Genomic DNA, 21,376 nt, shown 5'->3' on the forward strand with positions numbered 1-21,376 from the left:
GCAGAGCGCCGCCGCCTTGCCGCTGACAAAGGACGAAGATGCGCCCCTTGCATCCTGTCTCTCCGAGCCTGCGAACAGTGCTCGGTATCTCCTTCTTCGTGCTGTTCGTGGCCTTCTGGGCCTGGATCACGCTTGGCGGCCACGTCAACCGCATCTTCCTCGCCGATCCGCTGTCGATGCTGCGGGATGGCTGGCGGCTGCTGGTCGAGGATCGTTTCTGGCTCGACATACTGATCACCATCTGGCGGGTCTTCGGCGGCTTTGTACTGGCCTCGGTCGTCGCGGTGCCGCTCGGCATCGCCATGGGCGCCTGGAAGCCGGTGGAAGCGTTTCTGGAGCCCTTCGTCTCCTTCGCCCGCTATCTGCCGGCGTCGGCCTTCATTCCGCTGCTCATCCTTTGGGCCGGCATTGGCGAGCTGGAAAAACTGCTCGTCATCTTCGTCGGCTCGGTGTTCCAGATCATCCTGATCATTGCCGTCAAGGTTGGGGCCACGCGGCGCGACCTGGTCGAGGCCGCTTATACGCTGGGCTCGACCAACAATGGCATCGTCAGGCGGGTCATCATGCCGGCCAATGCGCCCGAGATCGCCGAGACGCTACGGCTGGTGCTCGGCTGGGCATGGACCTATGTCATCGTGGCCGAATTGATCGGCTCATCGTCGGGCATCGGTTACATGATCATCAACAGCCAGTCGCGGCTGGCGACCGGGCAGATCATCTTCGGCATCATCGTCATCGGCCTGATCGGGCTGTTGTCCGATTTTGCGTTCAAGGCGTTCAACCGCTGGCTCTTTCCATGGAGCCTGGCGTGAGCAAGCTTCTTATCGAGGGTGTCTCGCGAACCTTTGCCGGCGTGCGGGGTGGAGAACCCGTCAAGGCGCTGATGCCAATCGACCTGGCGGTGGCGGCCAACGACTTCATCACCGTTTTGGGACCGTCAGGTTGCGGAAAGTCGACACTGTTGAGGATCGTCGCCGGCTTGGAGGCGCCAAGCGAAGGCCGAGTTCTGCTAGACGGCAAGACGGTGACGCGGCCCGGGCCGGACCGCGGTATGGTCTTCCAGTCCTACACGCTGTTTCCATGGCTGACGGTCGCCGAAAACATCGGCTTCGGCCTGCGCGAACGGGGGATGGCCGAAAAGGAGCGGGACGACATTGTCGCTTCCTATGTCGATCTCGTCGGGCTGAAGGGGTTCGAGAAGCATTGGCCGAAACAGCTTTCAGGGGGCATGCAGCAGCGCACGGCGATTGCCCGGGCGCTAGCCAACGATCCCGAAATCCTGTTGCTGGACGAGCCGTTCGGGGCGCTGGACAACCAGACACGCGGGCTGATGCAGGAATTGCTGCTCGGCATATGGGAACGGCGCAAGAAAACGGTGCTGTTCGTCACCCACGACATTGAGGAGGCGATCTTCATGGCCTCGCGCGTGATCGTGATGACGGCGCGGCCCGGCCGCATCAAGTCGGATGTCTCCATCGACCTGCCGCATCCCAGGCACTACACGCTGAAGACCAGTCCCGAATTCTCGGCGTTGAAGGCGCGGCTGACCGAGGACATCCGCGTCGAGGCGATGCGGACGGCGCAAGTGCGGTCGGCCGAGACCTGATCGGGATCAGGCTGCCAGCAATTGCTTGCGGTCGACGCGTTCCTGCTGCGGCGAGCGGGCGTAGAGCTCGCGGTAACATTTCGAGAAATGCGAGGCCGAGACGAAGCCGCAGGCGACCGCCACCTCGACCACCGGCAGCGACGATTGGATTAAGAGATGCCGGGCGCGGTCGAGGCGGATTTCGAGGTAGTAACGGGCAGGCGACCGTCCCATCTCGGTGCGGAACAGGCGCTCGATCTGGCGGCGCGACAGGTCGACATGGTCGGCGATCTCGATCAGCGACAGCGGCTCGGACAGATTGGCCTCCATCAGCTCGATGATGGTCAGCACTTTCGAGTTCTGCACGCCGAGGCGGGCGCGCAGCGGCAGGCGCTGGCGGTCGGTCGGACTGCGCACACGATCGGTCAGCACCTGCTCGCACACGCGGTTGACGAGGTTCTCGTCGAAATCGTCGCCGATCAGCTTCAGCATCATGTCAAGCGCGGCGGTGCCGCCGGCGCAGGTGTAGATGTTCTGGTCGATCTCGAACAGGTCGGCAAAGACATTGGCCTTCGGGAACGCTTCGGAAAAACCGGGCAGGTTTTCCCAATGGATGGCACAGCGCTTGTTGGACAGGAGCCCGGCGGCGGCGAGGATATGTGCACCGGTGCACAGGCCGCCGACGGCGACGCCGCGATTGTATTCCTCGCGCAGCCAGGCAAATGCGGACTTGTTCTGGTAGCGCTCGACATTGGTGCCGCTGCAGACGATGGCCATATTCGGGCGATCCGGCCCCGCCATCTTCTTGCGTTCCTCCTCCAGCGAGGTGTTGACCGCACACTCGACGCCGTTCGAGGCGCGCACCGGCTTGCCGTCGATGCTGGCGAGGCGCCAGCGATAGGCCTCGTAGCCGAGCATCCGATTGGCCGAGCGCAGCGGGTCGAGCGCTGTCGCAAAAGCGATCATGGTGAAATCGGGGATAAGGAAGAACACAAACGATCGCTTGATCGGATGCTTGACGGCGTTCACGGGGAACCTCATCTGGCCATGACGCGAACAGGATGTCGCGAATAGCATAGCGTCATCAGGAAAAACCATTCCTGTCAATCGTCTAGACGGCTTTGGGAAGATTAAATTTGCGACATGGGTCGCAAATGGGCAATCGCCGCGCGGTGCTGCTCGAACCAGGCCACCGTCAGGTTGTGAAAGGCGATGGAAGCGCAACAAAATAAACGCCGCCTCGGCGGACCGAGGCGGCGGCAGTCAACCCTGAAGCCGCGGCAGGGGCGCGGCTCTGGAGGTGTCTTGTATTTTCGATTTCTACGCAGTTCCGGCCGGGAAAATACGGTTTTCCTGGAACCGCGCTCGTTCAGGCGACGAAGCCGAGACGTGCCGCGGCCATGGCGCCGGTCTGGCCGGGCATGGTGTTGGCAAGACGCTGACGCTCGAGAGCGGTGGTCAGGTTCATTTCGCGGCGGGCGAAGAGGCGGGCAAAAAGCTTCATGATCATCTCCAATCGGTTGCTCGCGCATTGGCCCGAAAAATCGAGTTGATTTTCGGAAAGCACGATGCGCAGACTCAAAGTGTTAGAGCGTACTTTGTGCGTCCAATAGGACGCACGTCGCTCTAAACGGGTCGCCTTCGCTTGATGGAGTGGGGCAGCTCGTTTGCTGACGGTGATATAGGCTTGTGTGAGCAGGAACTAAATCGCAAAAGCGAAGCGCTTGATATGAAAAGCGACACCGGATGCGACATATTTTGGCAAGCTACGAGCAATATGCCTAGGATTTATGAATATTTACAAAGAGTTAATCAAAAATCGAGCTGCTATGCGGCTTGCTCATATGCGCCATGCAGCGGCGGCATGGCTCATGAATTCGTTTGAATACAAATAAAATAGAGAAGGCCTGCCGGGCGGGCTGCGCGGCAGGCCTTCAGCACGGGGTACACACGATTTACTTTGCTCCAGCCCAGGATCCGACGCCGCTGCGAATGCCGGTCTTGGCGTCGGAAGCTTCCGGCCAGCCGATATCCTTCTGCAGCTCGATCGGCAGTGAACGGATGGCGCGTTCGGTCTGGTAGCGGGTGCGGGCCGCGTTGAATTCGGTCGCGATGCGGCCGAGGGACGATAGGATAGACATTTCGATCTCCTTTGCTACGGCACGGCAAGCGCCGGCAATGCGTTACGTCAGGTCTGTTTCAGCTTCATTTCACGTCGATGCAGGTCTGCGCCGTGGTCGTTTCGTGGCCGCTTTTGGCAGCATGCTGCTTCGATGGAGTTGACTATGCTCCCGGTCTGATGTTCAATCAAACGAAATGGAATGATGTTTTGTATCAGAAAAATTGAAGGTCGATCGTCATGAACGCCCCACTCAATCACCCGCTGCCGCTGCTCGACCTCGACGTTTTGCGCACCTTCGTGGCGATTGCCGAGACCGGCAGCTTCACCACCGCGGCCAATGCGGTGTTCCGGACGCCGTCAGCCGTCTCCATGCAGATCAAGAAGCTGGAGGATATTCTCGGCCGCTCGGTGTTCGCGCGCGACGCGCGTTCGGTGACGCTGACCACGGACGGCGAAATGCTGCTCGGCTATGCCCGGCGGCTTTTGTCGATCAACCGCGAGGTGGTGTCGAAGTTCATCATCCCCGATATTGTCGGGGTGGTGCGGCTCGGCTCACCTGACGACTATGGCGAGCGCGTGCTGCCGCATGTGTTGAAGCGTTTCGCGCAGTCGCATCCCTCGATCGCCGTCGACGTCACCATTGACCAGAGCAGCAATCTGCGCCGGCGCATGGATGACCGGGCGCTCGACATCACGCTGTTGACCAATTCGTACAAGACCAGCGCGCTCGGCGCCGAGGTGCTGTTGACCGAGCCGATCGTGTGGGCCGGCGCCAAGGGCGGCTGCGCGCATCTGCGCGAACCGCTGCCGGTTTCGCTTTGGGAAGAGGGCTGTGCCTGGCGGGCCGGCGCGCTCGAGGCATTGGGCCGCGAGGGCCGCAACTATCGCGTCGCTTATATGAGTGCCCATACCGCAGGCCAGCGCGCCGCGATCATGGCCGACCTCGCGGTCGCGCCGCTGCCGAGATCGTTCCTGGGTAACGACATGGTCGAACTCTGCCCTAAGGACGGAATGCCCGATATCGGCACTTACAATCTTGCCATGGTGGTGGCGCCGGACGCCAGCGCGCCGGTCAAGGCCGTCGCCGACCACATCCGCGCGACCTTCGAAGTGTTCAGGGAAACCGGCAAGTTCTGATCGATGTCGTGGGGCCGAGTTTCAATGCTCGGCGATCTCGTCACGTTCGCCGAGCCGATTGATCGTCTGGCCGAAATGGTTGGTGTGCTGGGATGAAGCTTTGGTCGACGACTTGACCGTTTCCCTTTCAGCCCGAGTGTAGGCGTCGTCCGTGAGAAACGCGACGATGTGCTGACGCGCGCGCCGCGCTTCCGGCATGTCAATCAGCGGCCAGACGTGGAACATGCCTTCCTCGTAGATCAGCTCCACCTCGACACCGGCGGCGCTGGCTTTTTGTGCAAAGATGAGATTGTCGGGCGTGAGAAGATCGCGGGAGCCCGTCAGGAGCAGTGTCTTCGGCAATACCGACAGATCGCCATAGACCGGGCTGATACGCCAGTCTGTCGGATCCAATCCGGCACTATAGAGCCGGATTGCCTCACGCCCGCCGGCGATGCCCAACCATGGATCATTCCGCTCCGCCTCAAACACTTCGGGGTTCGCGAGCGAGACGTCGAGGCCGGGTGAAATCAGCACATGGCGCGACGGCACCGGCAAACCCTCGTCCGCCGCCATCATGGTCAGCACCACGGCCATGTTGCCGCCGGCGGAATCGCCCATGAAGACGATATCTTCCGCCTCTGTCTCATCGAGCATCTGGCGGTAGACAGCGCCGACCATGCCGAACATGGCGTGGAAATCGTGTTCCGGGGCGATGGGGTAGATCGGCACGGTGATGCCGTAGCCCAGCCGGTCGGCCATGTCGGCGATCAGATACCAGTGATAGGGCGTGATCTCAAAGACATAAGCGCCGCCATGCAGGTAGAGTATCCGCTTGTGCTCTCCGGCCTTGGGGGCGATTTCGTAGACCGGAAAACCGTCCACGCTGCGCGTCTGGATTTCGAAACGCTGATGCAGCGCGGCCGGCGGATGGTGATCCTCCGTCTTGCGCGCGGCGACGATCCAGCGCTGCAGGTTTTCCGGGCTGGAAAAGGCTTGCTTGCGGCTGTGCCTGAGCACGAAGGACACAACGTGGCTTTTCAAACTTGGCATGCGAATACACGAACTTCGGCTGCAGCCGACTAAGAGAACTCCCCCTTGTAACGAAGATCGTGCCTTGGCCGAGAATGTCAAGATTTACGGCGTGCCCACACGCTGGTGTGATCCGCGCGTCGTCGGCGCCGCGGCAAAAGTGCCGTGCGCAATCGGTTGCTGGTGGCCATCGGGGATGTGTGGGATCCCCGGTGGACGCCGAGCAATTTGCATTTGTCGGCGAACGTCGTCACCGCGTGGAGCCTAGCAGCAGCGAGGCGAGTGTGGCCTGCGGATCGTTCGGCGGCGATGCCGGCCAGCCGATGTCCTTCTGGACATGCGCCGGCAAGCTGTTCAGCGCGCGGATCGATTTGTTCCTGGCGTGGGCTTGCCTGATGGCCACACCCAAGCGGCCGAAATTTTCGAACATCGACATTTTCATCTCCCCTGAAGAACGGCGATGGCCAAGGACTGTCCTCAGCCGCCGTTCGATGTGCGGGTAAATGCGCTGTGCATGTATCTGCTGGATTTCGCGAAAACAGCGTTTCGGTTTCCGGATCTGACGATCCGGAAACATTTGCATACAAATAAATCGAGGGAGTGGCCGGCGCGTCTATTCGCGGCTGCGCCGAGCAGCATGACCTTCGCGGGAGCGTCGGCGCGGTGCTGCATCTCCGGCGATGCCATCCTCGCTCACCGTCTTGCGCGGCGGCAGCTTCACCGCCGCCGCCAGTTTCGGGAACGGGTCGACCTTGTTGGGCAGCGCCATGGCGTAGACGAAGTGCTCCTGGAATTTCGGCTCGAGCGCCGTCTCGATCTTTTCGATCTGGCTCACCGTCTCCTCGATCTCGCGGCGATAGCCGCGATTGAGCAGCGCCATGCGAGCACCCGCGCCGGCGGCGTTGCCCACGGCCGAGACCTTGTCGAGGTCGCAATCGGGGATGAGACCTAGCACCATGGCGTATTTCGGATCGATGAAGGAGCCGAAGGCACCGGCGAAGTGGATGCGGTCGACATGCTCGGTGTTCTGTTTTTCCATCAACAGCTTGGTGCCGGCATAGAGCGCCGCCTTGGCCAACTGAATGGCACGCACGTCTGTCTGGGTGATGGTGATCTTGGGTTCGCCTTCCTTCAGCACGTAGGAGAAGGTGCGGCCGTTGGCAACGACGCGCGGCGAGCGCGCGGCAAGCGATCCGTCGACGACGCCATCCTCGGAGATGACGCCGGCGAGATACATTTCGGCGACGATCTCGATGATGCCGGAGCCGCAGATGCCGGTGACGCCGGTCGCCTGCACGCTGTCGAGGAAGCCGGGCTCGTCGGACCACAGTTCCGAGCCGATGACGCGGTATTTCGGCTCCAGCGTGTCTGGATCGATGCGCACGCGCTCGATGGCGCCGGGCGCGGCCCGCTGGCCACCGGAGATTTCGGCGCCTTCGAAAGCCGGACCGGTAGGCGAGGAAGCAGCGACGACCCGTGTACGGTTTCCGAGTACGATCTCGGCATTGGTGCCGACGTCCACGATCAGCATCATCTCGTCCTGGCGGTGCGGGCCTTCGGACAGGGTCACGGCCGCCGCGTCGGCGCCGACATGACCGGCGATGCAAGGCAACATGTAGAGCCGTGCGCCCTGGTTGAGCTTCAGCCCGATGTCGGAGGCCTTGATGCGAACGGCGCCCGACACGGCAAGCGCGAAGGGCGCGCCACCGAGTTCGGTCGGATCGATGCCGAGGAACAGGTGATGCATGATCGGATTGCCGACGAAGACGGAATCCAGGATGTCGTTGCGCTGGACATTGCCTTCCGCGCAAACCTTGTCGACGAGGCCGGAGATTGCCTCGCGGACAGCAACCGTCATGCCTTCGCGGCCATCCGGGTTCATCATCACATAGGAGACGCGGCTCATCAGATCCTCGCCGAAGCGGATCTGCGGGTTCGACGTTCCGGACGAGGCGGCGACGCGGCCCGACAGCAGCGACACCAGATGCATGGCGATGGTGGTCGAGCCGATGTCGCAGGCCAGGCCATAGGCCTCGTTCTTGAGGCCCGGCCACAGCGCGATGACGCGCGCTGTCTCGGTGTCCGTATCCTTGTAGATGGCGGCGGTCGCCGTCCAGTTGCCCTTGCGCAAAGTACCTTGCACCTGCGGCAGCAGATAAAAATCGAAGTCCAGGCTTTTGAGGTTCCAGTCCTTCATCAGGGCGATCTTCAGGCGGTCGAGATCGCCAAGCGGCTTGTGCATGTCTGGTTCTTCGATCTCGACGTAGCACATGCGGATCGCGGAATCGCGGGCGATGACCCTGGTGTCGGCATCCTTGCGGATGGTCTGGGCGTTGATGACCGTGTCCTGCGGCACGTCGATGACGAGATCGCCGAGAATCTGGGCGGAGCAGGAGAGGCGGCGCCGTTCGGGCAGGCCGCGCACACGTTCATAGCGCTCTTCCTTGGGGCCTTTGGGCGATATGTGGTCGTTTGAGGAGGTGATCTTGTGCTTGGCGAAATTGCCTTCCTGCACCTCGATCTGGCAGCGCCCGCAAGTGGCGCGTCCGCCGCACACGCTCTCGACATAGACGCCGAGCTGGCGCGCGGCGTCGAGCACGGGCGTGCCGACAGGGAACCGCCCGCGCTTGCCTGACGGCATGAACAGCACGAGCGGATCGGTTATGTTTGCAGGCGAATTCACGATTGCGCGCTTATCCCCGGCCCATGCGGGCTTCACGGCCACCGCGTCGGCGGCCGCCATTGCCGCCGCCTTCGCCCGGCGCATTGACCGCTGTCGGCGCCGCCACCGCGTGGCCGCCTTCGGCCGGCTTGTAATCCTTGTAGGTCTTGATCCATTTGGTGCAGTTCTCGTCGGTGCCGTTCAGCACGTTGGCGCCGCGCACCGCTTCCATTTCCTGCGGGCGCACCGGGTTCATGATCGCCGAGGTCATGCCGGCGCCGATCACCATCGGGAGGAAGGCGGCGTTGATGCCATGGCGGTGCGGCAGGCCGAAGGAGATGTTGGACAGGCCGCAGGTGGTGTTGACCTTGAGCTCTTCGCGGAGCCGACGCAGCAGGGCGAACACCTGGCGGCCGGCATCGCCCAGCGCGCCGATCGGCATCACCAGCGGATCGACGACGACGTCATGCGCCGGGATGCCGAAATCGGCGCAGCGCTGCACGATCTTCTTGGCGACGGCAAAGCGCACGTCCGGATCCATCGAAATGCCGGTCTCGTCGTTGGAGATGGCGACGACCGGCACATTGTATTTCTTGATCAGCGGCAGGATGGCCTCGAGCTTTTCCTCCTCGCCGGTGACGGAATTGACCAACGGGCGGCCCTTGGCGACTTTCAGCGCGGCTTCGATCGCGGCGGTGACGGAACTGTCGATCGACAGCGGCAGATCGACCAGGCTCTGGACGATCTCCAGCGTCTGCACCAGAAGGCCAGGTTCGGTTTCGTTCGGGTTGACCGAGGTGACGCCGGCATTGACGTCGAGCATGGTGGCGCCGCAGGCGGCCTGCTCCAGCGCGTCCTTGATGACGGTCTCGAAATTGCCAACCACCATTTCGGCGGCGAGCTTCTTGCGGCCGGTCGGGTTGATGCGTTCGCCAATCACGCAGAAAGGCTGGTCGAAGCCGATGATGATTTCTCGTGTCGCCGAGGCGACGATGGTCCGGGTCATGAAATCTCTCCGTCGTGATATAAAGAGTTCTTTATATCGTTATCTCTTGTCGATCAAGCGAATGGTCGCTCTCCGCGCAAGTCAATGCGCGGTCTTCACCATGTCCACCTGGGTTTCGGTAATGTCGTCGTGCAGGATGCGGTCCAGCCGGTCGGCGACCATCTGGTCGTCGCGGCGGATCTCGCGTTTCCACGGCTGGCGGCCCTTCAGCACGCCCGATTCATCGACGATCTCGGCGACATATTCCTCCTGGCGATAGGCCATCACATGGATGCCGGAGACACCCGGAATTTCCTTCACCTCGTTGATGATGTCGGTGCAGAGCTGCTTGCCTTCCTTCTTCTGGTCCTGGGCACCCTCCAGCCGCTTGATGATAGCGTCAGGGATATGAATGCCCGGCACGTTGGAGCGGATCCATTTTGCCGTCTTGGCGGAAGCGAGAGGGCCGACGCCACACAGGATGAACACTTTCTCGGTGTGGCCGAGATCACGTGCCTTCTGCATGAAGGTCTTGAACATCGGCACGTCGAAGCAATACTGCGTCTGCACGAACTGCGCGCCGGCGGCGATCTTCTTGCCGAGATGGATCGGGCGAAAGTCGAAAGGCGGCGCGAACGGATTGACGGCAGCGCCCAGGAACAGCTGCGGCGGCGTCGTCAGCTTGCGGCCGGACAGAAACTTGCCGTTGTCTCGCATGATGCGGCAGGTCTCCAACAGCGACATGGAATCGAGGTCGAACACCGGCTTGGCGCCCGGCTGGTCGCCGGCCTGCACGCCGTCGCCGGTCAGGCACAGCATGTTGGCGACGCCCATCGCGGCGCCGCCCAGCACGTCGCCCTGGATGGCGATGCGGTTCTTGTCGCGGCAGGCGATCTGCATGATCGGGGCGTAGCCCATGCGGGTCAGAAGCGCACAGATGCCGACCGACGACATATGGCAATTGGCGCCGGACGCATCGACGGCGTTGATGGCGTCGACCCAGCCGTCGAAGATCTTCGCACGGTTGTAGACATCCTCCGGATCGGCGCTGTCGGGCGGGTTCAGTTCGGTGGTCACCGCGAACTCGCCGCGCCTGAGCACGCGCTCCAGCCGGCCGCGCGAGGTGTGGCCGGGCAGGGGATCGAGCGGCAAATGGATGCCGGCCGGATTTTCGTCGAGCTGGCGGCCGGTCACGCGGAGGCTCCGGTCTTCGCGGCAGCGGCGGCTTCACGGGCTGCCGCGGCCTGCGCGGTCACTCGCAGCCAGGCAGAGGTCTCGCGCAACGACTGATCGACCGGCTTCTGCACGGTGAGGATCCTGTCGGAGTTGACCATGTTCTGCGAACCTTCCCAGGCCTTGACCCAGACGCAGGGCATGTCGGGTTCGACCTCGCAATTGCCGTTGGCGCGCACCCCGCCGCAAGGGCCGTTGCGCAACTGCTTGGGGCAGTTCATCGGGCAAGACATGCCGGTCGAGGACAGGATGCACTGACCGCACATGCGGCAGTCGAACATGAAGCCTTTTACGCGCTTTTCGACGAACTTGATTGGAGCCTCGACACGGCCATAGCCGATACCCTTCCACAAGGGGTGCAGCAGCAAGAAGGTGTCGGCGAAGCGGGCGTAAAACCATTCGAGCAAGCGCGAATGCCTGATCGACCACAGCCGTATCGCGAAGGAGCGCTGTACGCGCCGCTGCGGCGAGACATCGGCCGGCTTGTAGTCGGACTTCGGCGCCGCCTTCTTGACCTGAGTGGCCTGCGTAATGGCCACGCCTTCCTTGCTGACGGGAGTGGTTTCAGACATTTTCTTTGCCGCCGGCCTTGACCAGAGCGACCAGCCGCTCGCGGTCATATTTCGCGTCGATCTCGTTGAAGGCCTTTTCGACCTCGGCTTCGAGATCGTCACCGACCGGAACTGGATCAGCCTTGCGCCATTCGGCTAGATAGTCGTCCGTGCCGCCGGCGCCGGTGCGCATGGCGCACATGTCGATCGCCTCGGTGAAGCGTAACGGCAGTTCGCGCTTGGCGTTCTGCCGGCCCTTCTTGACGATGACCTGGGCAGGAATGTCGCGCCAGTAGACGACGATAAGATCGGCCATGAATTCTCGCTCCTCGATCCCCGAGCATTGCCGCAAGCGCAGTTGGCCCGCTTGTTATGGGACGACGCGCGCGCATTCAAAAGCGACGCATTTGGATGTCGTAAAATGAAAGGTGCGTTTATTCGTTTGCGACCCATGCCGCGACGGGGTCACTGCAGCTGTAATGGCGGCGGAATTTACGCTGTTCCGAACACTGGATGCGTTACCAAATGCCGGTTCTCAGCCCTGTCCAGACGTAGAACCAGATCGTCGGGTGGTACCACAGCTTCGATGGCAGCCCTGGATCGAACGTTGCGAGTTTACCGGCCAGCGCGTCGCTGACCGCCTCGACGCAGATGTCGCGCGAAAACGCCGCCTGGCGCAGCGCATAGCTTGAGATGGTGTCACCTTGTTTCGGCTCGCCGCGCACCTGCTTCAGCACGCCACCAGTGTCGACGCCCGCATCGACCAGATGGACGGTGGTGCCGAAATTCTGCGGATCGCCTGAGGTCAACGCCCAATAGCCGCCATTCATGCCGCGATATTTCGGGGTGATGCCGGCATGATAGTTGAGCACCGGACACGGCATTTTGGCCAGCATCTCCCTGGAAATCAGCCGGCAGCCGTTCAGCAGCACGACGCCGGGCTTGATCGTCTCGATTGCCTGCAGACATTCCGGCCCGTTGGCGGATGCCACATGGATGATGACCTGGCCTTGCCGCGGTTCCGTTTCAAGCTTCTCCTCGGCAATCAACCGGGCGGCGTGTTTGACATTAAGCCGTTTGCCGAGCCTGCTCAGCACCATAGTGCCGAGCTGGCCGATGGCAGAGATCCAGCCCTGGCGTCGGGCGCGGCCGCGCAGCAATTGCTTTTTAGATTCAGGGATTTCGAGGACGACGCTGACAGGGCCGACGCGGTCGGCGAGGTCGTTGATCATGGCCCAGACGTGCGCGCCGCCACCGGTGACGACCACAATAGGTCGCGGATTTGGTTGCGACGCTGCCATTGATCTTTCCGTGCTCCAGGGACCGGCTGATGTGGCCGGACCTTAGGGCGGGCGGGTTAATCCTTGGTATGCCGGAAGCCTTACCAACCCATGAAGACCCCCGGTCAGCGCATGAAGACCCGGTCAGCGCTTGAACTCCATGATGTCGAGCTTCGATTCATAATAGGGCGCGGGGAACTCGATGCGCCATTCCTTGGCGCTGTTTCGGAAGGCGTAACCGACCTGGTCGGTTTGCGGGCCGCTGCCATAGGGCTTTGCCCGATCGTCGTTGACGGAGCCGGAGCCAAGATAGATCGAGCGCTTGTCGCCGTCGTCGAAGAAGCGGCCCTGGGTGCGTTGAGAACCGCTGATCTTTTCTAGCCGCCAGCCGGAGCCATCATCGGTGACCCTGCATTTGAACCAGCCATAGACAACGAGCGGGCTCAGTCCGCCGACCTTGATCGTGCGGCACCGCCAGTTGCCGGTGAGATCCTTGTCGGAGAAGGCGACCAACGGCTTGGCCAACAGCGTGTCGAGCTGCTTGAGCTCGGCGGGGTTGGCCGCCTTTGCTTCGGCGAGCGCCGCCTTGCGGGTGTCGCCATATTTGTCGAGCCGCGCCTTATCGGCAGGCGTGATCAGTTTTTGCACTTGTCCGTCGGCAAGGGCGGGCAAAGTACAGCAGAGGAGACCAAGGGCGGCGATCAATGAGCGAAGGATCATCAAAGAATTCCCTGTTTTGTCTGGAACGGCGCTGCCGCCGCCTGGCGCATAACTTACCGGGTCGCTGGCGCCTGTCATCGTGCTTAACAGCGTCTCGGTCAAAACTCATGGTGTGACGCATGCGAATCTTGTTTACGGGATCGTCGGGTTGGCTGGGCAGCGCGCTGGCGCCGCTCCTGCGTGAGCTTGGACATGACGTGACCGGCCTCGACCCCATTCCATCGGCCGAAACGCGGATCGTCGGTTCGATTGCCGACCGTGACCTCGTCATGCGTGCCGTCGGAGAAAACCGGATAGAGGCCATTATTCACAGCGGCGCGCTGCACAAGCCCAACATAGACAGCCACGCCAACAGCGATTTCATCGCGGCCAACGTGCAAGGCACGCTAAACCTGCTCGACGCGGCGGTGGCGGCCAATGTGCAACGCTTCGTCTTCACGTCAACGACCTCGCTGATGATCTCGCAGGCGATACGCGACGGCTTCAAGGGCGGTGCGCGCAAGGCGGCGTGGCTGACGGAAGCGATGTCGCCCGAGCCGCGCAACATCTATGGCGTCACCAAGCTATCCGCCGAGCATCTCTGCCGTCTCTACCACCTCCAGCACGGGCTGCCGGTGGTGGTGCTGCGCACGGCACGTTTCTTCCCCGAGGCCGACGACATGGCGCCTGTCATCGAGCAGTCGGACGCCAACACCAAGGCGAACGAACTGCTGTTTCGGCGGCTGACGGTGGAGGACGCGGCGCAGGCGCATGTCGCGGCCTTGGAGAAGGCACCGGAGCTCGGCTTCGACATCTTCATCGTCTGCGCGCCGACGCCGTTCCAACCCGAAGATTGCGAGGCGTTGATCAAGGACGCACCGTCCGTGGTGGCGCGGTATTTTCCTGAATTTCCCGCTCTCTACGCGAGGAAGGGCTGGACGATGTTTTCCTCGATCGACCGGATCTATGACGCGTCGCGGGCGAGGGACAGGCTGGGTTTTGCTTGCAGGACGAGCTTTGCCGACGTGCTGGCGGCGCTGGCAGCCGAAGACCCGGCCTGAAGCCGTCAGGCGTTCGCGGCCGCCCGCTCCAGGCCTGGCGTCAGGTCGCCAAAACCGGTGGAGCGGCGCTCATAGGCGAGGCCGAGCAGGGCGGCGGCCTTTTCCGCGACCTTGTCGAGCTCCGGATCATCGGTCTGCGCCAGATAGATCAGCTTCTCGTAATTGCCGAAATAGTCGTTGATCAGCTCCGGGTGCTTGTCCAGCCCGAGCGGCTTCATGAAGAAGGCATCGAACTGGCGGCACAGGAAGTCCGTCATGTAGAAGGACATCATGTCGTCGTCGGCGACCTTCGCATAGGCTTCCATGCCTTGATAGAACGCGAAGCAATGCGGGCCGGCCATGCGTTCGACGCCATGCTTCTCCAACACGCGGTCAAGCAGGCCGCCAGTGCCGCAATCGGCATAGCCGACGAAGATGTGTTCATAGCCTTCCGCCCTGGCCTTTTCGATCGCCTTGTCCATGGCCGGCGCGATGCGGTCGGGATGGAAATGAAACTCCGCCGGCAAACACGTCAATTCGAGGTGATCCAGCCCGAGCTGTTCCTTGACGGCCAACACCTCGCGCGCAATCATCCCGCAGGCGATGACGAGCAGCCTGTCTGTCTGATTCGGTTTTGTTTTTTTCGTCTTGACCAAGTCGAGCCGGCTTTTCGCTGTGGGGCTAATTTATCTGTCGAGGGAGACACCGTCCATGAAACTGCTACGCATAGCGCCGATGGCTATCCTTGCCTGCGCTCTTGCACTTACGGCCTGCGCCAACACCGTTCGGGGTGTCGGCAAGGATGTCAAATCGACGGCGAGGGCGGTCAAGGACACCGTCGCCAATTGATCGGCGGCCGTCTCTCATCTGGGGACAAAAAAGCCGCGCTGCAAGGCGCGGCTTCTTTTCGTCGCCCTGATGCCTTGGATCAGGCCGAAGCACGCACGTTGTGCTTGCGCTTCATGAAATCCTTGGCGGTCTCGACCGCTACCGCCGCGTCGCGGCAATAAGCGTCGGCGCCGACGGCCTTGCCGAATTCCTCGTTGAGCGGCGCGCCGCCGACCAGCACGACGTAGTCGTCGCGAATGCCCTTTTCCTTCATCGTGTCGATGACGACCTTCATGTAGGGCATGGTGGTGGTGAGCAGTGCCGACATGCCGATGATGTCGGGCTGGTGCTTTTCAATCGCGTCGAGATACTTTTCGACCGCGTTGTTGATGCCGAGATCGATGACGTCGAAGCCAGCACCCTCCATCATCATGCCGACGAGGTTCTTGCCGATGTCGTGGATGTCGCCCTTGACGGTGCCGATCACCATCTTGCCCTGTTTCGGCGCGCCGGTGGCGGCGAGCAGCGGACGCAGGATGAACATGCCGGCCTTCATGGCGTTGGCGGACAAAAGCACTTCCGGCACGAACAGGATGCCGTCGCGAAAATCCTCGCCGACGATACGCATGCCTTCGACCAGCGCCTCAGTAAGCACCTTGTAGGGCGCCCAGCCGCGCTCAAGGAGGATGTTGGTGCCTTCCTCGATCTCTTCCTTCAGCCCGTCATAGAGATCGTCGTGCATCTGCTGCACCAGCTCGTCGTCGGAAAGCTCGGAAAGGATGATCTCGTCGTCGGACATTTTTATCCAGCTCCTCACGGCATCGCGACTGTGTCGCAAGGCACAAAATAATGGTGTTCATACCTAACCCGCAACGGGCGGGTATCCATAGCTGATTTGCGACTTCCCGCAAAAGGAAAGCGACTGGAAAATCTATCGGTTTTCTTGTCGATTTTGCGACAGGCGTTGGCGCGGACGGGCCGTTTCGAATAGGGTGCATGGCTACGATCCGGGCAAAGCCGCGTCATGCGGCCGCAACGGTTACGGACCAGCCATAGTCAGGCGGGCCATATTCAGGGAAGAGCGATCATGAGTGAACACGCGGCAGTCGACCAGGAAGCGTCAAACGCGCGGCGTGGGCGCGGCGCCGGCGGCGGAGCGGCGGCCAGGCGTGCGGCGCGCTCCGGCGGCGGCCCCGGCACCCAGCTCAGCTATATCAAGCGCAAGATCAACGTCTACGAGGTGCTGAACGAGGAAGGCCTGGCGCTGATCGAGAAGAACACCGACACGGTGCTGGAAGAGATCGGCATCATTTTTCGCGATGACGCCGAAGCACTGCAGCTCTGGAAAGAGGCCGGCGCCGACGTCAAGGGCGAGCGCGTGCATTTTCCCAAGGGGCTCTGCCGTTCGCTCTTGAAGACCGCGCCGCCCATCTACACCCAGCATGCCCGCAATTCGGAGCGCTCGGTGCAGATCGGTGGCAATGCGACCGTGTTCGCGCCGGTCTATGGTCCGCCCTTCGTGCGCGATCTCGACGGCGTCAGGCGCTACGCGACGATCGAGGATTTCCAGAATTTCGTGAAGCTCGCCTATATGGCGCCGTCGATCCACCATTCGGGCGGCACGGTGTGCGAGCCGGTCGACGTGCCGGTCAACAAGCGCCATCTCGACATGGTCTACGCGCACATCAAATATTCCGACAAGCCGTTCATGGGTTCGGTGACCGCGCCGGAGCGCGCCGAGGACACGGTGGCGATGGCCAAGCTCGTCTTCGGCGACGACTTCGTCGAGAACAACACGGTGCTGACCAGCCTGATCAACGCCAACTCGCCGATGGTGTTCGACGAGACCATGCTTGGCGCCCTGAAGGTCTATTCGCGTCATAACCAGGCCTGCATCGTCACGCCGTTCATCCTGGCCGGCGCGATGAGCCCGGTGACGGTCGCCGGCACGCTGACGCAGGTCCTGGCCGAAGTGCTGGCCGGCGCCTCGTTCACGCAGCTGATCCGTCCGGGCGCGCCGGTGCTGTTCGGCACCTTCGCCTCGTCGATCTCGATGCAGTCGGGCGCGCCGACCTTCGGCACGCCGGAGCCGTCGCTGGTCTCCTATGGCGCTGCACAACTGGCCCGCCGGCTCGGCCTGCCGTTCCGTACCGGCGGCTCGCTTTGCGCTTCGAAAGTTCCGGACGCACAGGCAGCCTATGAGAGCGCCAACACGCTGAACTCGACCATTCTCGCCGGCACCAATTTCGTCCTGCATTCGGCAGGCTGGCTCGAAGGCGGGCTGGCCTCCTGCTACGAAAAATTCATGATGGATATCGACCAGCTCGGCATGACCCAGAAATTCTCCGAGGGCGTCGACCTGTCGGAGAACGGCCAGGCGATGGACGCCATCCGCCAGGTCGGCCCAGGCAGCCACTATCTCGGCTGCGACCATACCCAGGCCAATTTCCAGACCGCCTTCTACCGCTCGTCGATCGCCGACAACAACTCCTACGAGCAGTGGCTGGCCGAGGGCCAGAAGACCGCACCGCAGCGCGCCAACGATCTGGCGCGGCGCTGGCTGGAGGCTTACGAAGCGCCGCACCTTGATGAAGGCATTGATGAAGCCCTGAAGGATTTCATCGCCAAGAAGAAGGGGTCGATGCCCGACGCCTTCACCTGAAAGGAGCCCGAGTCAGGCGGGGCTAAAGTCGCCAACATCATCCACAAGGAAGTCTGGCGGAGTGCCTTCTCCGATCCGGACAAGAAGGGATGATTGCGTGCGCGGCATGATCGACGAGATCACGGCCGCGCTTGGCGCCAACGGCCTCATCCTGCGTGGAGGTCTTCTTTTTCCCGATGACGAGGGTGCTCCTGATGGTGCCTCGGGCGCGCCGGCAAAGTCTGTCCTGCTGGTAGGGCAGGCGGGCGCTGCGCCTTGGCCGCATTTCCTGCGCTGGCGGGACCAGCAGCCACAGGCGATCGCCGATCCGCTCGACACCTGGTCGCGGGAGGTCATCGGCGAGGTGGCGCAAGAGTTTGGTGCCCGCGTCGTTTCGCCGTCGGACAAACCTTACCTGCCGTTTCAGCAATGGGCTGTTCGGGCGGAAGGGCTGAGGCCGTCGCCGCTCGGCATCCTCATGCATCCGCAATACGGGCTTTGGCATGCTTATCGCGGCGCGCTGCTGTTCGAGGACGAGATAACGCTTCCGGAATTTCGGGAGACGATCCATCTTTGCGACACCTGCGTCGACAAACCTTGTCTGAAATCCTGTCCGGTCGCCGCTTATTCGACGGATGGTTTCGCCTACCAGGCCTGCCTCGCGCATGTGCGGGGGGCGAATGGCGAGCCGTGCCGGGCCGGTGGTTGTCTTGACCGCAATGCCTGCCCCTATGGCGCGCAGTATCGCTATCCGCCGGAGGTCCAGGCCTTCCACATGGCTGCGTTCGCTGGTCCTTAGCGCATCACGCGATCCCGCACGAAATGTTGACCGCCGGGCTCAGGGAACGCCTTGCCGTGGCGGCTTGCGCGGATATGTATCGCGCATCTGGCAAACGGAGCACGCAATGATGAAGCAGGACCTTCACATCAAGACCCGTGACGGTGTGGCGAAGGCGGGCCTGTTCCGCTCGGCCAAGGTTTCTTCAGCCAAGGCTGGCGTCATTCTCTACCAGGACGCCTTCGGTCCGCGCCCGGCGCTTGACCTGATGGCGGAACGGCTGGCGGGCGAGGGCTATGCGGTGCTGGTGCCCGATCTCTTCTACCGCAATGCTCCTTATGGCCCGTTCGACGCCAAGACCGCTTTTGTCGAAGAAAGGACCAGGGCGCCGCTGATGGCGCTGGTCACCGGCACGACGCAGGAAATGACCCTAAGCGACAGCGCCGCCTTTGTCGACGCGCTCGCCGGCGAAGGCGTCACGGGACCGATCGGCACTGTCGGCTATTGCATGGGCGGGGCGCGGGCGCTCAACGCGGCCGCGACCTACCCCGACAGGATCAAGGCCGCGGCCAGTTTTCATGGCGGCAACCTCGCCAGCGATGCCGCCGACAGCCCGCACCGCAAGGCGGCCTCCATCAAGGCGCGTGTGTATGTCGGCATGGCGGGCGTCGACCGGAGTTTCCCACCGGAGCAGTCGACCAAGCTGGCCGAGGCGCTGAGGACGGCGGGAGTCGACCATCTGCTGGAGAATTATGTCGGCATGGCGCATGGCTGGTGCGTGCCCGACCACAGTGTCTACGACGAAGCTGGAGCCGAGCGTCACTGGAAACGGCTGACGGCGCTGTTTGCCGAGACAATGACCTGAGTCTAGCGGCTATTCTCGCCTGTTGGCTGCCCGATCCGTTCGCGGTATCAGGGCGTCTCGCTGAATGAGCGGGAGCCGCGCGGGAACGATCAACCTGATGCAATCCTATGATGTCGTGATCATCGGCGCCGGCGCCGCCGGAATGATGTGCGCCGTGGAAGCCGCCAAGCGCGGCCGTTCGGTGCTGATCCTCGATCACGCGGCGGCACCCGGCGAAAAGATCCGTATCTCCGGCGGTGGCCGGTGCAATTTCACCAACATCCATGCGAGCCCGAAGAATTTCATCTCGAGGAATCCGCATTTCTGCATCTCGGCGCTCAGCCGCTATACGCAGCGCGACTTCATTGCGCTGGTCGAACGCCACGGCATTGCCTATCACGAGAAGACATTGGGGCAGCTGTTCTGCGACGGCTCGGCGCGCCAGATCATCGATGTGCTGGTCTCGGAAATGCGGGGCAGGGGCGCCGAGCTGGTATTGTCGACCCGCGTCGAGGCTATCGGCAGAACCGAGGGAGGGTTTGAACTCGCCCTCTCCACGGGCTCGGTTTCCTGCCAGTCCCTGGTCGTGGCCTGTGGCGGCAAGTCGATCCCCAAGATGGGCGCGACGGGCTTCGGCTACGAGCTTGCGGAACGGTATGGCCTTGCCGTCGTCGAAACACGGCCTGCCCTGGTGCCGCTGACCTTCGACGCAAAAACGCTTGAGCGGCTTTCGCCCCTGGCCGGAAACGCGGTCGACGCCGAGATTGCCTGCGGCAAGACGCGGTTTTCCGAGGCGATGCTGTTCACGCATCGCGGCGTCAGCGGGCCATCCGTCCTGCAGATCTCCTCCTATTGGCGCGAGGGCGATGAGATCCGTATCGCCATGCTGCCGGGCATGGATGTGGCTGAACTCATCCGCGCTGCCAGGCGTGGCAATGGCCGGCAAGCGGCGCAGACCGTGCTGGCAAATCATTTGCCGAAACGGCTGGCACAGGCGATAGCCGAGCGAACCGGGCTGGACGGCAACCTCGCCGATCTTTCCGAGGCCCAGATCAAAACCGTCGAGGCCGCGGTCAACGACTGGCGCATCAAGCCAGCCGGTTCGGAGGGCTACCGGACGGCCGAAGTGACGCTCGGCGGGGTAGACACCAACGGCCTCGACCAGAAGACGATGCAGGCGAAGCTGGTGCCGGGCCTGTTCTTCATCGGCGAGGTCGTCGACGTCACCGGCTGGCTCGGCGGCTATAATTTCCAATGGGCGTGGTCGTCTGGCTGGGCTGCGGGCCAGGCGTGTTGACGTTCAGGTGAGACCGGCCTGACCTCACTCGCCACGCCCTACACGCGAACGTCCAAATTCGAGAAAAATCTTTCCATCACCCCAAGGATTAGCCATTAGCCTTCGTCCAACAGGCAAATGATGGCGATGATGCTGGATGAGAGCGAAGCCTCCGACGCCGAACTGATCGGGCGGGCGAAGGGCGGAGACAGGGGGGCCTTCGGCAAATTGCTGGAGCGTCACTACGACTTCGTCTATCGCGCCGCCTATCGCTGGTGCGGCAGGAAGGCCGATGCCGAAGACATCGCCCAGGAAGTCTGTGTCAGGCTGGGCAAGGCGATCCGGGATTATCGCGGCGGCGGCGCGTTCACGACATGGCTCTACACCATGACGATGAACGCCGCGCGCGACACGATGCGCAAGACCCAGCGCGAGACGGTCAAGACCGAGGCCTATGGCGTCCATGCGCTGATTTCGGGCGAAGGCCCGGCCGAGGGTGAAGACCCCACCGAGGCGTTGTGGGCGGCGGTGCGGCAATTGCCGGACAAGCAGCGCGATGCCGTGATGCTTGTCTATGGCGAAGGCTTGAGCCACGCGGCCGCCGCCGAGGCGATGGCGATCTCGGAGACGACGGTTTCCTGGCACATCCATGAAGCGAAGAAACGGCTGAAGACGTTGATGCGTTCAGCCGGGGAAGTGTGACC

At 62.4% G+C, this 21,376-nt stretch carries 24 protein-coding genes; 10 read left to right on the forward strand and 14 right to left on the reverse strand.

Annotation, left to right across the window (positions count from 1 at the left end; all coding sequences use genetic code 11):
- Positions 1 to 38 precede the first annotated feature (38 nt).
- Together LB555_RS06080 and LB555_RS06085 are read left to right on the forward strand one after the other, a co-directional pair.
- Positions 39 to 812, forward strand: a complete 774-nt coding sequence (locus tag LB555_RS06080; RefSeq protein WP_015317412.1) for an ABC transporter permease — start codon at positions 39 to 41, stop codon at positions 810 to 812.
- Entirely contained in the window at positions 809 to 1,606 is a 798-nt protein-coding gene (locus tag LB555_RS06085) for an ABC transporter ATP-binding protein (protein WP_224682467.1), read from the forward strand. Before LB555_RS06080 ends, LB555_RS06085 begins: the two co-directional genes overlap by 4 nt.
- 6 nt (positions 1,607 to 1,612) lie before the next feature.
- Here the strand turns inward: LB555_RS06085 and LB555_RS06090 are convergent, their stop codons facing one another.
- The 3 genes from LB555_RS06090 to LB555_RS06095 all read right to left on the reverse strand — a co-directional run bounded on the left by LB555_RS06090 (position 1,613) and on the right by LB555_RS06095 (position 3,726).
- Entirely contained in the window at positions 1,613 to 2,551 is a 939-nt protein-coding gene (locus tag LB555_RS06090) for a GlxA family transcriptional regulator (protein WP_263485819.1), read from the reverse strand.
- Positions 2,552 to 2,954: 403 nt separating this feature from the next.
- Positions 2,955 to 3,089 carry a hypothetical protein gene (locus LB555_RS29265; RefSeq protein WP_013894968.1) on the reverse strand — a complete coding sequence of 45 codons (135 nt, stop codon included), beginning with the start codon at positions 3,087 to 3,089 and terminating at the stop codon, positions 2,955 to 2,957.
- Between the two features lie 451 nt (positions 3,090 to 3,540).
- A complete protein-coding gene (locus LB555_RS06095; RefSeq protein WP_140615918.1) occupies positions 3,541 to 3,726 on the reverse strand; it encodes a hypothetical protein in 186 nt (61 codons plus the stop codon).
- 218 nt (positions 3,727 to 3,944) lie between these two features.
- Between LB555_RS06095 and LB555_RS06100 the strand changes: the two genes are divergently transcribed.
- The gene (locus LB555_RS06100) at positions 3,945 to 4,844 is read left to right on the forward strand and encodes a LysR substrate-binding domain-containing protein (RefSeq protein WP_015317416.1); all 900 of its coding nucleotides are present in this window, start codon (positions 3,945 to 3,947) and stop codon (positions 4,842 to 4,844) included.
- A gap of 21 nt (positions 4,845 to 4,865) precedes the next feature.
- Here LB555_RS06100 and LB555_RS06105 read toward each other — a convergent pair whose 3' ends face one another.
- From LB555_RS06105 to LB555_RS06145, 9 genes are all read right to left on the reverse strand, one after another.
- On the reverse strand, positions 4,866 to 5,876 hold the full coding sequence (locus LB555_RS06105; protein ID WP_224523466.1) for an alpha/beta hydrolase: 1,011 nt from the start codon (positions 5,874 to 5,876) through the stop codon (positions 4,866 to 4,868).
- 229 nt (positions 5,877 to 6,105) lie between these two features.
- Entirely contained in the window at positions 6,106 to 6,291 is a 186-nt protein-coding gene (locus tag LB555_RS06110) for a hypothetical protein (protein ID WP_140873527.1), read from the reverse strand.
- A gap of 177 nt (positions 6,292 to 6,468) precedes the next feature.
- The gene (locus LB555_RS06115) at positions 6,469 to 8,598 is read right to left on the reverse strand and encodes an ASKHA domain-containing protein (protein ID WP_224682468.1); all 2,130 of its coding nucleotides are present in this window, start codon (positions 8,596 to 8,598) and stop codon (positions 6,469 to 6,471) included.
- Positions 8,549 to 9,523, reverse strand: coding sequence for a methyltetrahydrofolate cobalamin methyltransferase (locus LB555_RS06120; protein WP_224682469.1), 975 nt, complete (start codon positions 9,521 to 9,523; stop codon positions 8,549 to 8,551). Before LB555_RS06120 ends, LB555_RS06115 begins: the two co-directional genes overlap by 50 nt.
- An 81-nt stretch (positions 9,524 to 9,604) precedes the next feature.
- On the reverse strand, positions 9,605 to 10,696 hold the full coding sequence (locus tag LB555_RS06125; protein ID WP_015317421.1) for a methylenetetrahydrofolate reductase: 1,092 nt from the start codon (positions 10,694 to 10,696) through the stop codon (positions 9,605 to 9,607).
- Complete coding sequence (locus LB555_RS06130; RefSeq protein WP_015317422.1) at positions 10,693 to 11,307, reverse strand: methylenetetrahydrofolate reductase C-terminal domain-containing protein; 615 nt, start codon at positions 11,305 to 11,307, stop codon at positions 10,693 to 10,695. Before LB555_RS06130 ends, LB555_RS06125 begins: the two co-directional genes overlap by 4 nt.
- Positions 11,300 to 11,602 (reverse strand): virulence factor, encoded by a 303-nt coding sequence (locus LB555_RS06135; RefSeq protein ID WP_015317423.1) that lies wholly within the window; start codon positions 11,600 to 11,602, stop codon positions 11,300 to 11,302. Before LB555_RS06135 ends, LB555_RS06130 begins: the two co-directional genes overlap by 8 nt.
- A 202-nt stretch (positions 11,603 to 11,804) precedes the next feature.
- Complete coding sequence (locus tag LB555_RS06140; protein ID WP_015317424.1) at positions 11,805 to 12,587, reverse strand: formyl transferase; 783 nt, start codon at positions 12,585 to 12,587, stop codon at positions 11,805 to 11,807.
- Between the two features lie 123 nt (positions 12,588 to 12,710).
- Positions 12,711 to 13,286, reverse strand: coding sequence for a DUF4893 domain-containing protein (locus LB555_RS06145; RefSeq protein WP_015317425.1), 576 nt, complete (start codon positions 13,284 to 13,286; stop codon positions 12,711 to 12,713).
- A 119-nt stretch (positions 13,287 to 13,405) separates the two neighbouring features.
- Here LB555_RS06145 and LB555_RS06150 point away from each other — a divergent pair, with 119 nt between their 5' ends.
- Positions 13,406 to 14,326, forward strand: coding sequence for an NAD-dependent epimerase/dehydratase family protein (locus LB555_RS06150; RefSeq protein ID WP_224682470.1), 921 nt, complete (start codon positions 13,406 to 13,408; stop codon positions 14,324 to 14,326).
- Positions 14,327 to 14,331: 5 nt separating this feature from the next.
- On the opposite strand, the gene LB555_RS06155 is transcribed toward LB555_RS06150, so the two are convergent.
- The gene (locus tag LB555_RS06155; RefSeq protein ID WP_224523149.1) at positions 14,332 to 14,961 is read right to left on the reverse strand and encodes a DUF1638 domain-containing protein; all 630 of its coding nucleotides are present in this window, start codon (positions 14,959 to 14,961) and stop codon (positions 14,332 to 14,334) included.
- A gap of 55 nt (positions 14,962 to 15,016) precedes the next feature.
- Between LB555_RS06155 and LB555_RS06160 the strand changes: the two genes are divergently transcribed.
- The gene (locus tag LB555_RS06160) at positions 15,017 to 15,154 is read left to right on the forward strand and encodes an entericidin A/B family lipoprotein (protein WP_015317428.1); all 138 of its coding nucleotides are present in this window, start codon (positions 15,017 to 15,019) and stop codon (positions 15,152 to 15,154) included.
- Positions 15,155 to 15,233: 79 nt separating this feature from the next.
- Here the strand turns inward: LB555_RS06160 and LB555_RS06165 are convergent, their stop codons facing one another.
- Positions 15,234 to 15,932: a corrinoid protein gene (locus LB555_RS06165; RefSeq protein WP_015317429.1), complete on the reverse strand. Its 699-nt coding sequence runs from the start codon at positions 15,930 to 15,932 to the stop codon at positions 15,234 to 15,236.
- 288 nt (positions 15,933 to 16,220) lie between these two features.
- On the opposite strand from LB555_RS06165, the gene LB555_RS06170 reads away from it, so the two are divergent.
- From LB555_RS06170 to LB555_RS06190, 5 genes are all read left to right on the forward strand, one after another.
- Positions 16,221 to 17,795, forward strand: a complete 1,575-nt coding sequence (locus LB555_RS06170) for a trimethylamine methyltransferase family protein (RefSeq protein WP_224682471.1) — start codon at positions 16,221 to 16,223, stop codon at positions 17,793 to 17,795.
- Between the two features lie 97 nt (positions 17,796 to 17,892).
- Positions 17,893 to 18,573, forward strand: coding sequence for a 4Fe-4S dicluster domain-containing protein (locus LB555_RS06175; protein ID WP_224682472.1), 681 nt, complete (start codon positions 17,893 to 17,895; stop codon positions 18,571 to 18,573).
- 106 nt (positions 18,574 to 18,679) lie between these two features.
- A complete protein-coding gene (locus LB555_RS06180; protein ID WP_224682473.1) occupies positions 18,680 to 19,417 on the forward strand; it encodes a dienelactone hydrolase family protein in 738 nt (245 codons plus the stop codon).
- Between the two features lie 97 nt (positions 19,418 to 19,514).
- A complete protein-coding gene (locus LB555_RS06185; protein WP_224682690.1) occupies positions 19,515 to 20,693 on the forward strand; it encodes an NAD(P)/FAD-dependent oxidoreductase in 1,179 nt (392 codons plus the stop codon).
- A gap of 120 nt (positions 20,694 to 20,813) precedes the next feature.
- On the forward strand, positions 20,814 to 21,374 hold the full coding sequence (locus tag LB555_RS06190; protein WP_224682474.1) for an RNA polymerase sigma factor: 561 nt from the start codon (positions 20,814 to 20,816) through the stop codon (positions 21,372 to 21,374).
- Positions 21,375 to 21,376 lie beyond the last annotated feature (2 nt).

It is taken from the genome of Mesorhizobium sp. BR-1-1-10 (assembly GCF_020165595.1).
In the GTDB taxonomy this organism is placed as follows: domain Bacteria; phylum Pseudomonadota; class Alphaproteobacteria; order Rhizobiales; family Rhizobiaceae; genus Mesorhizobium; species Mesorhizobium australicum.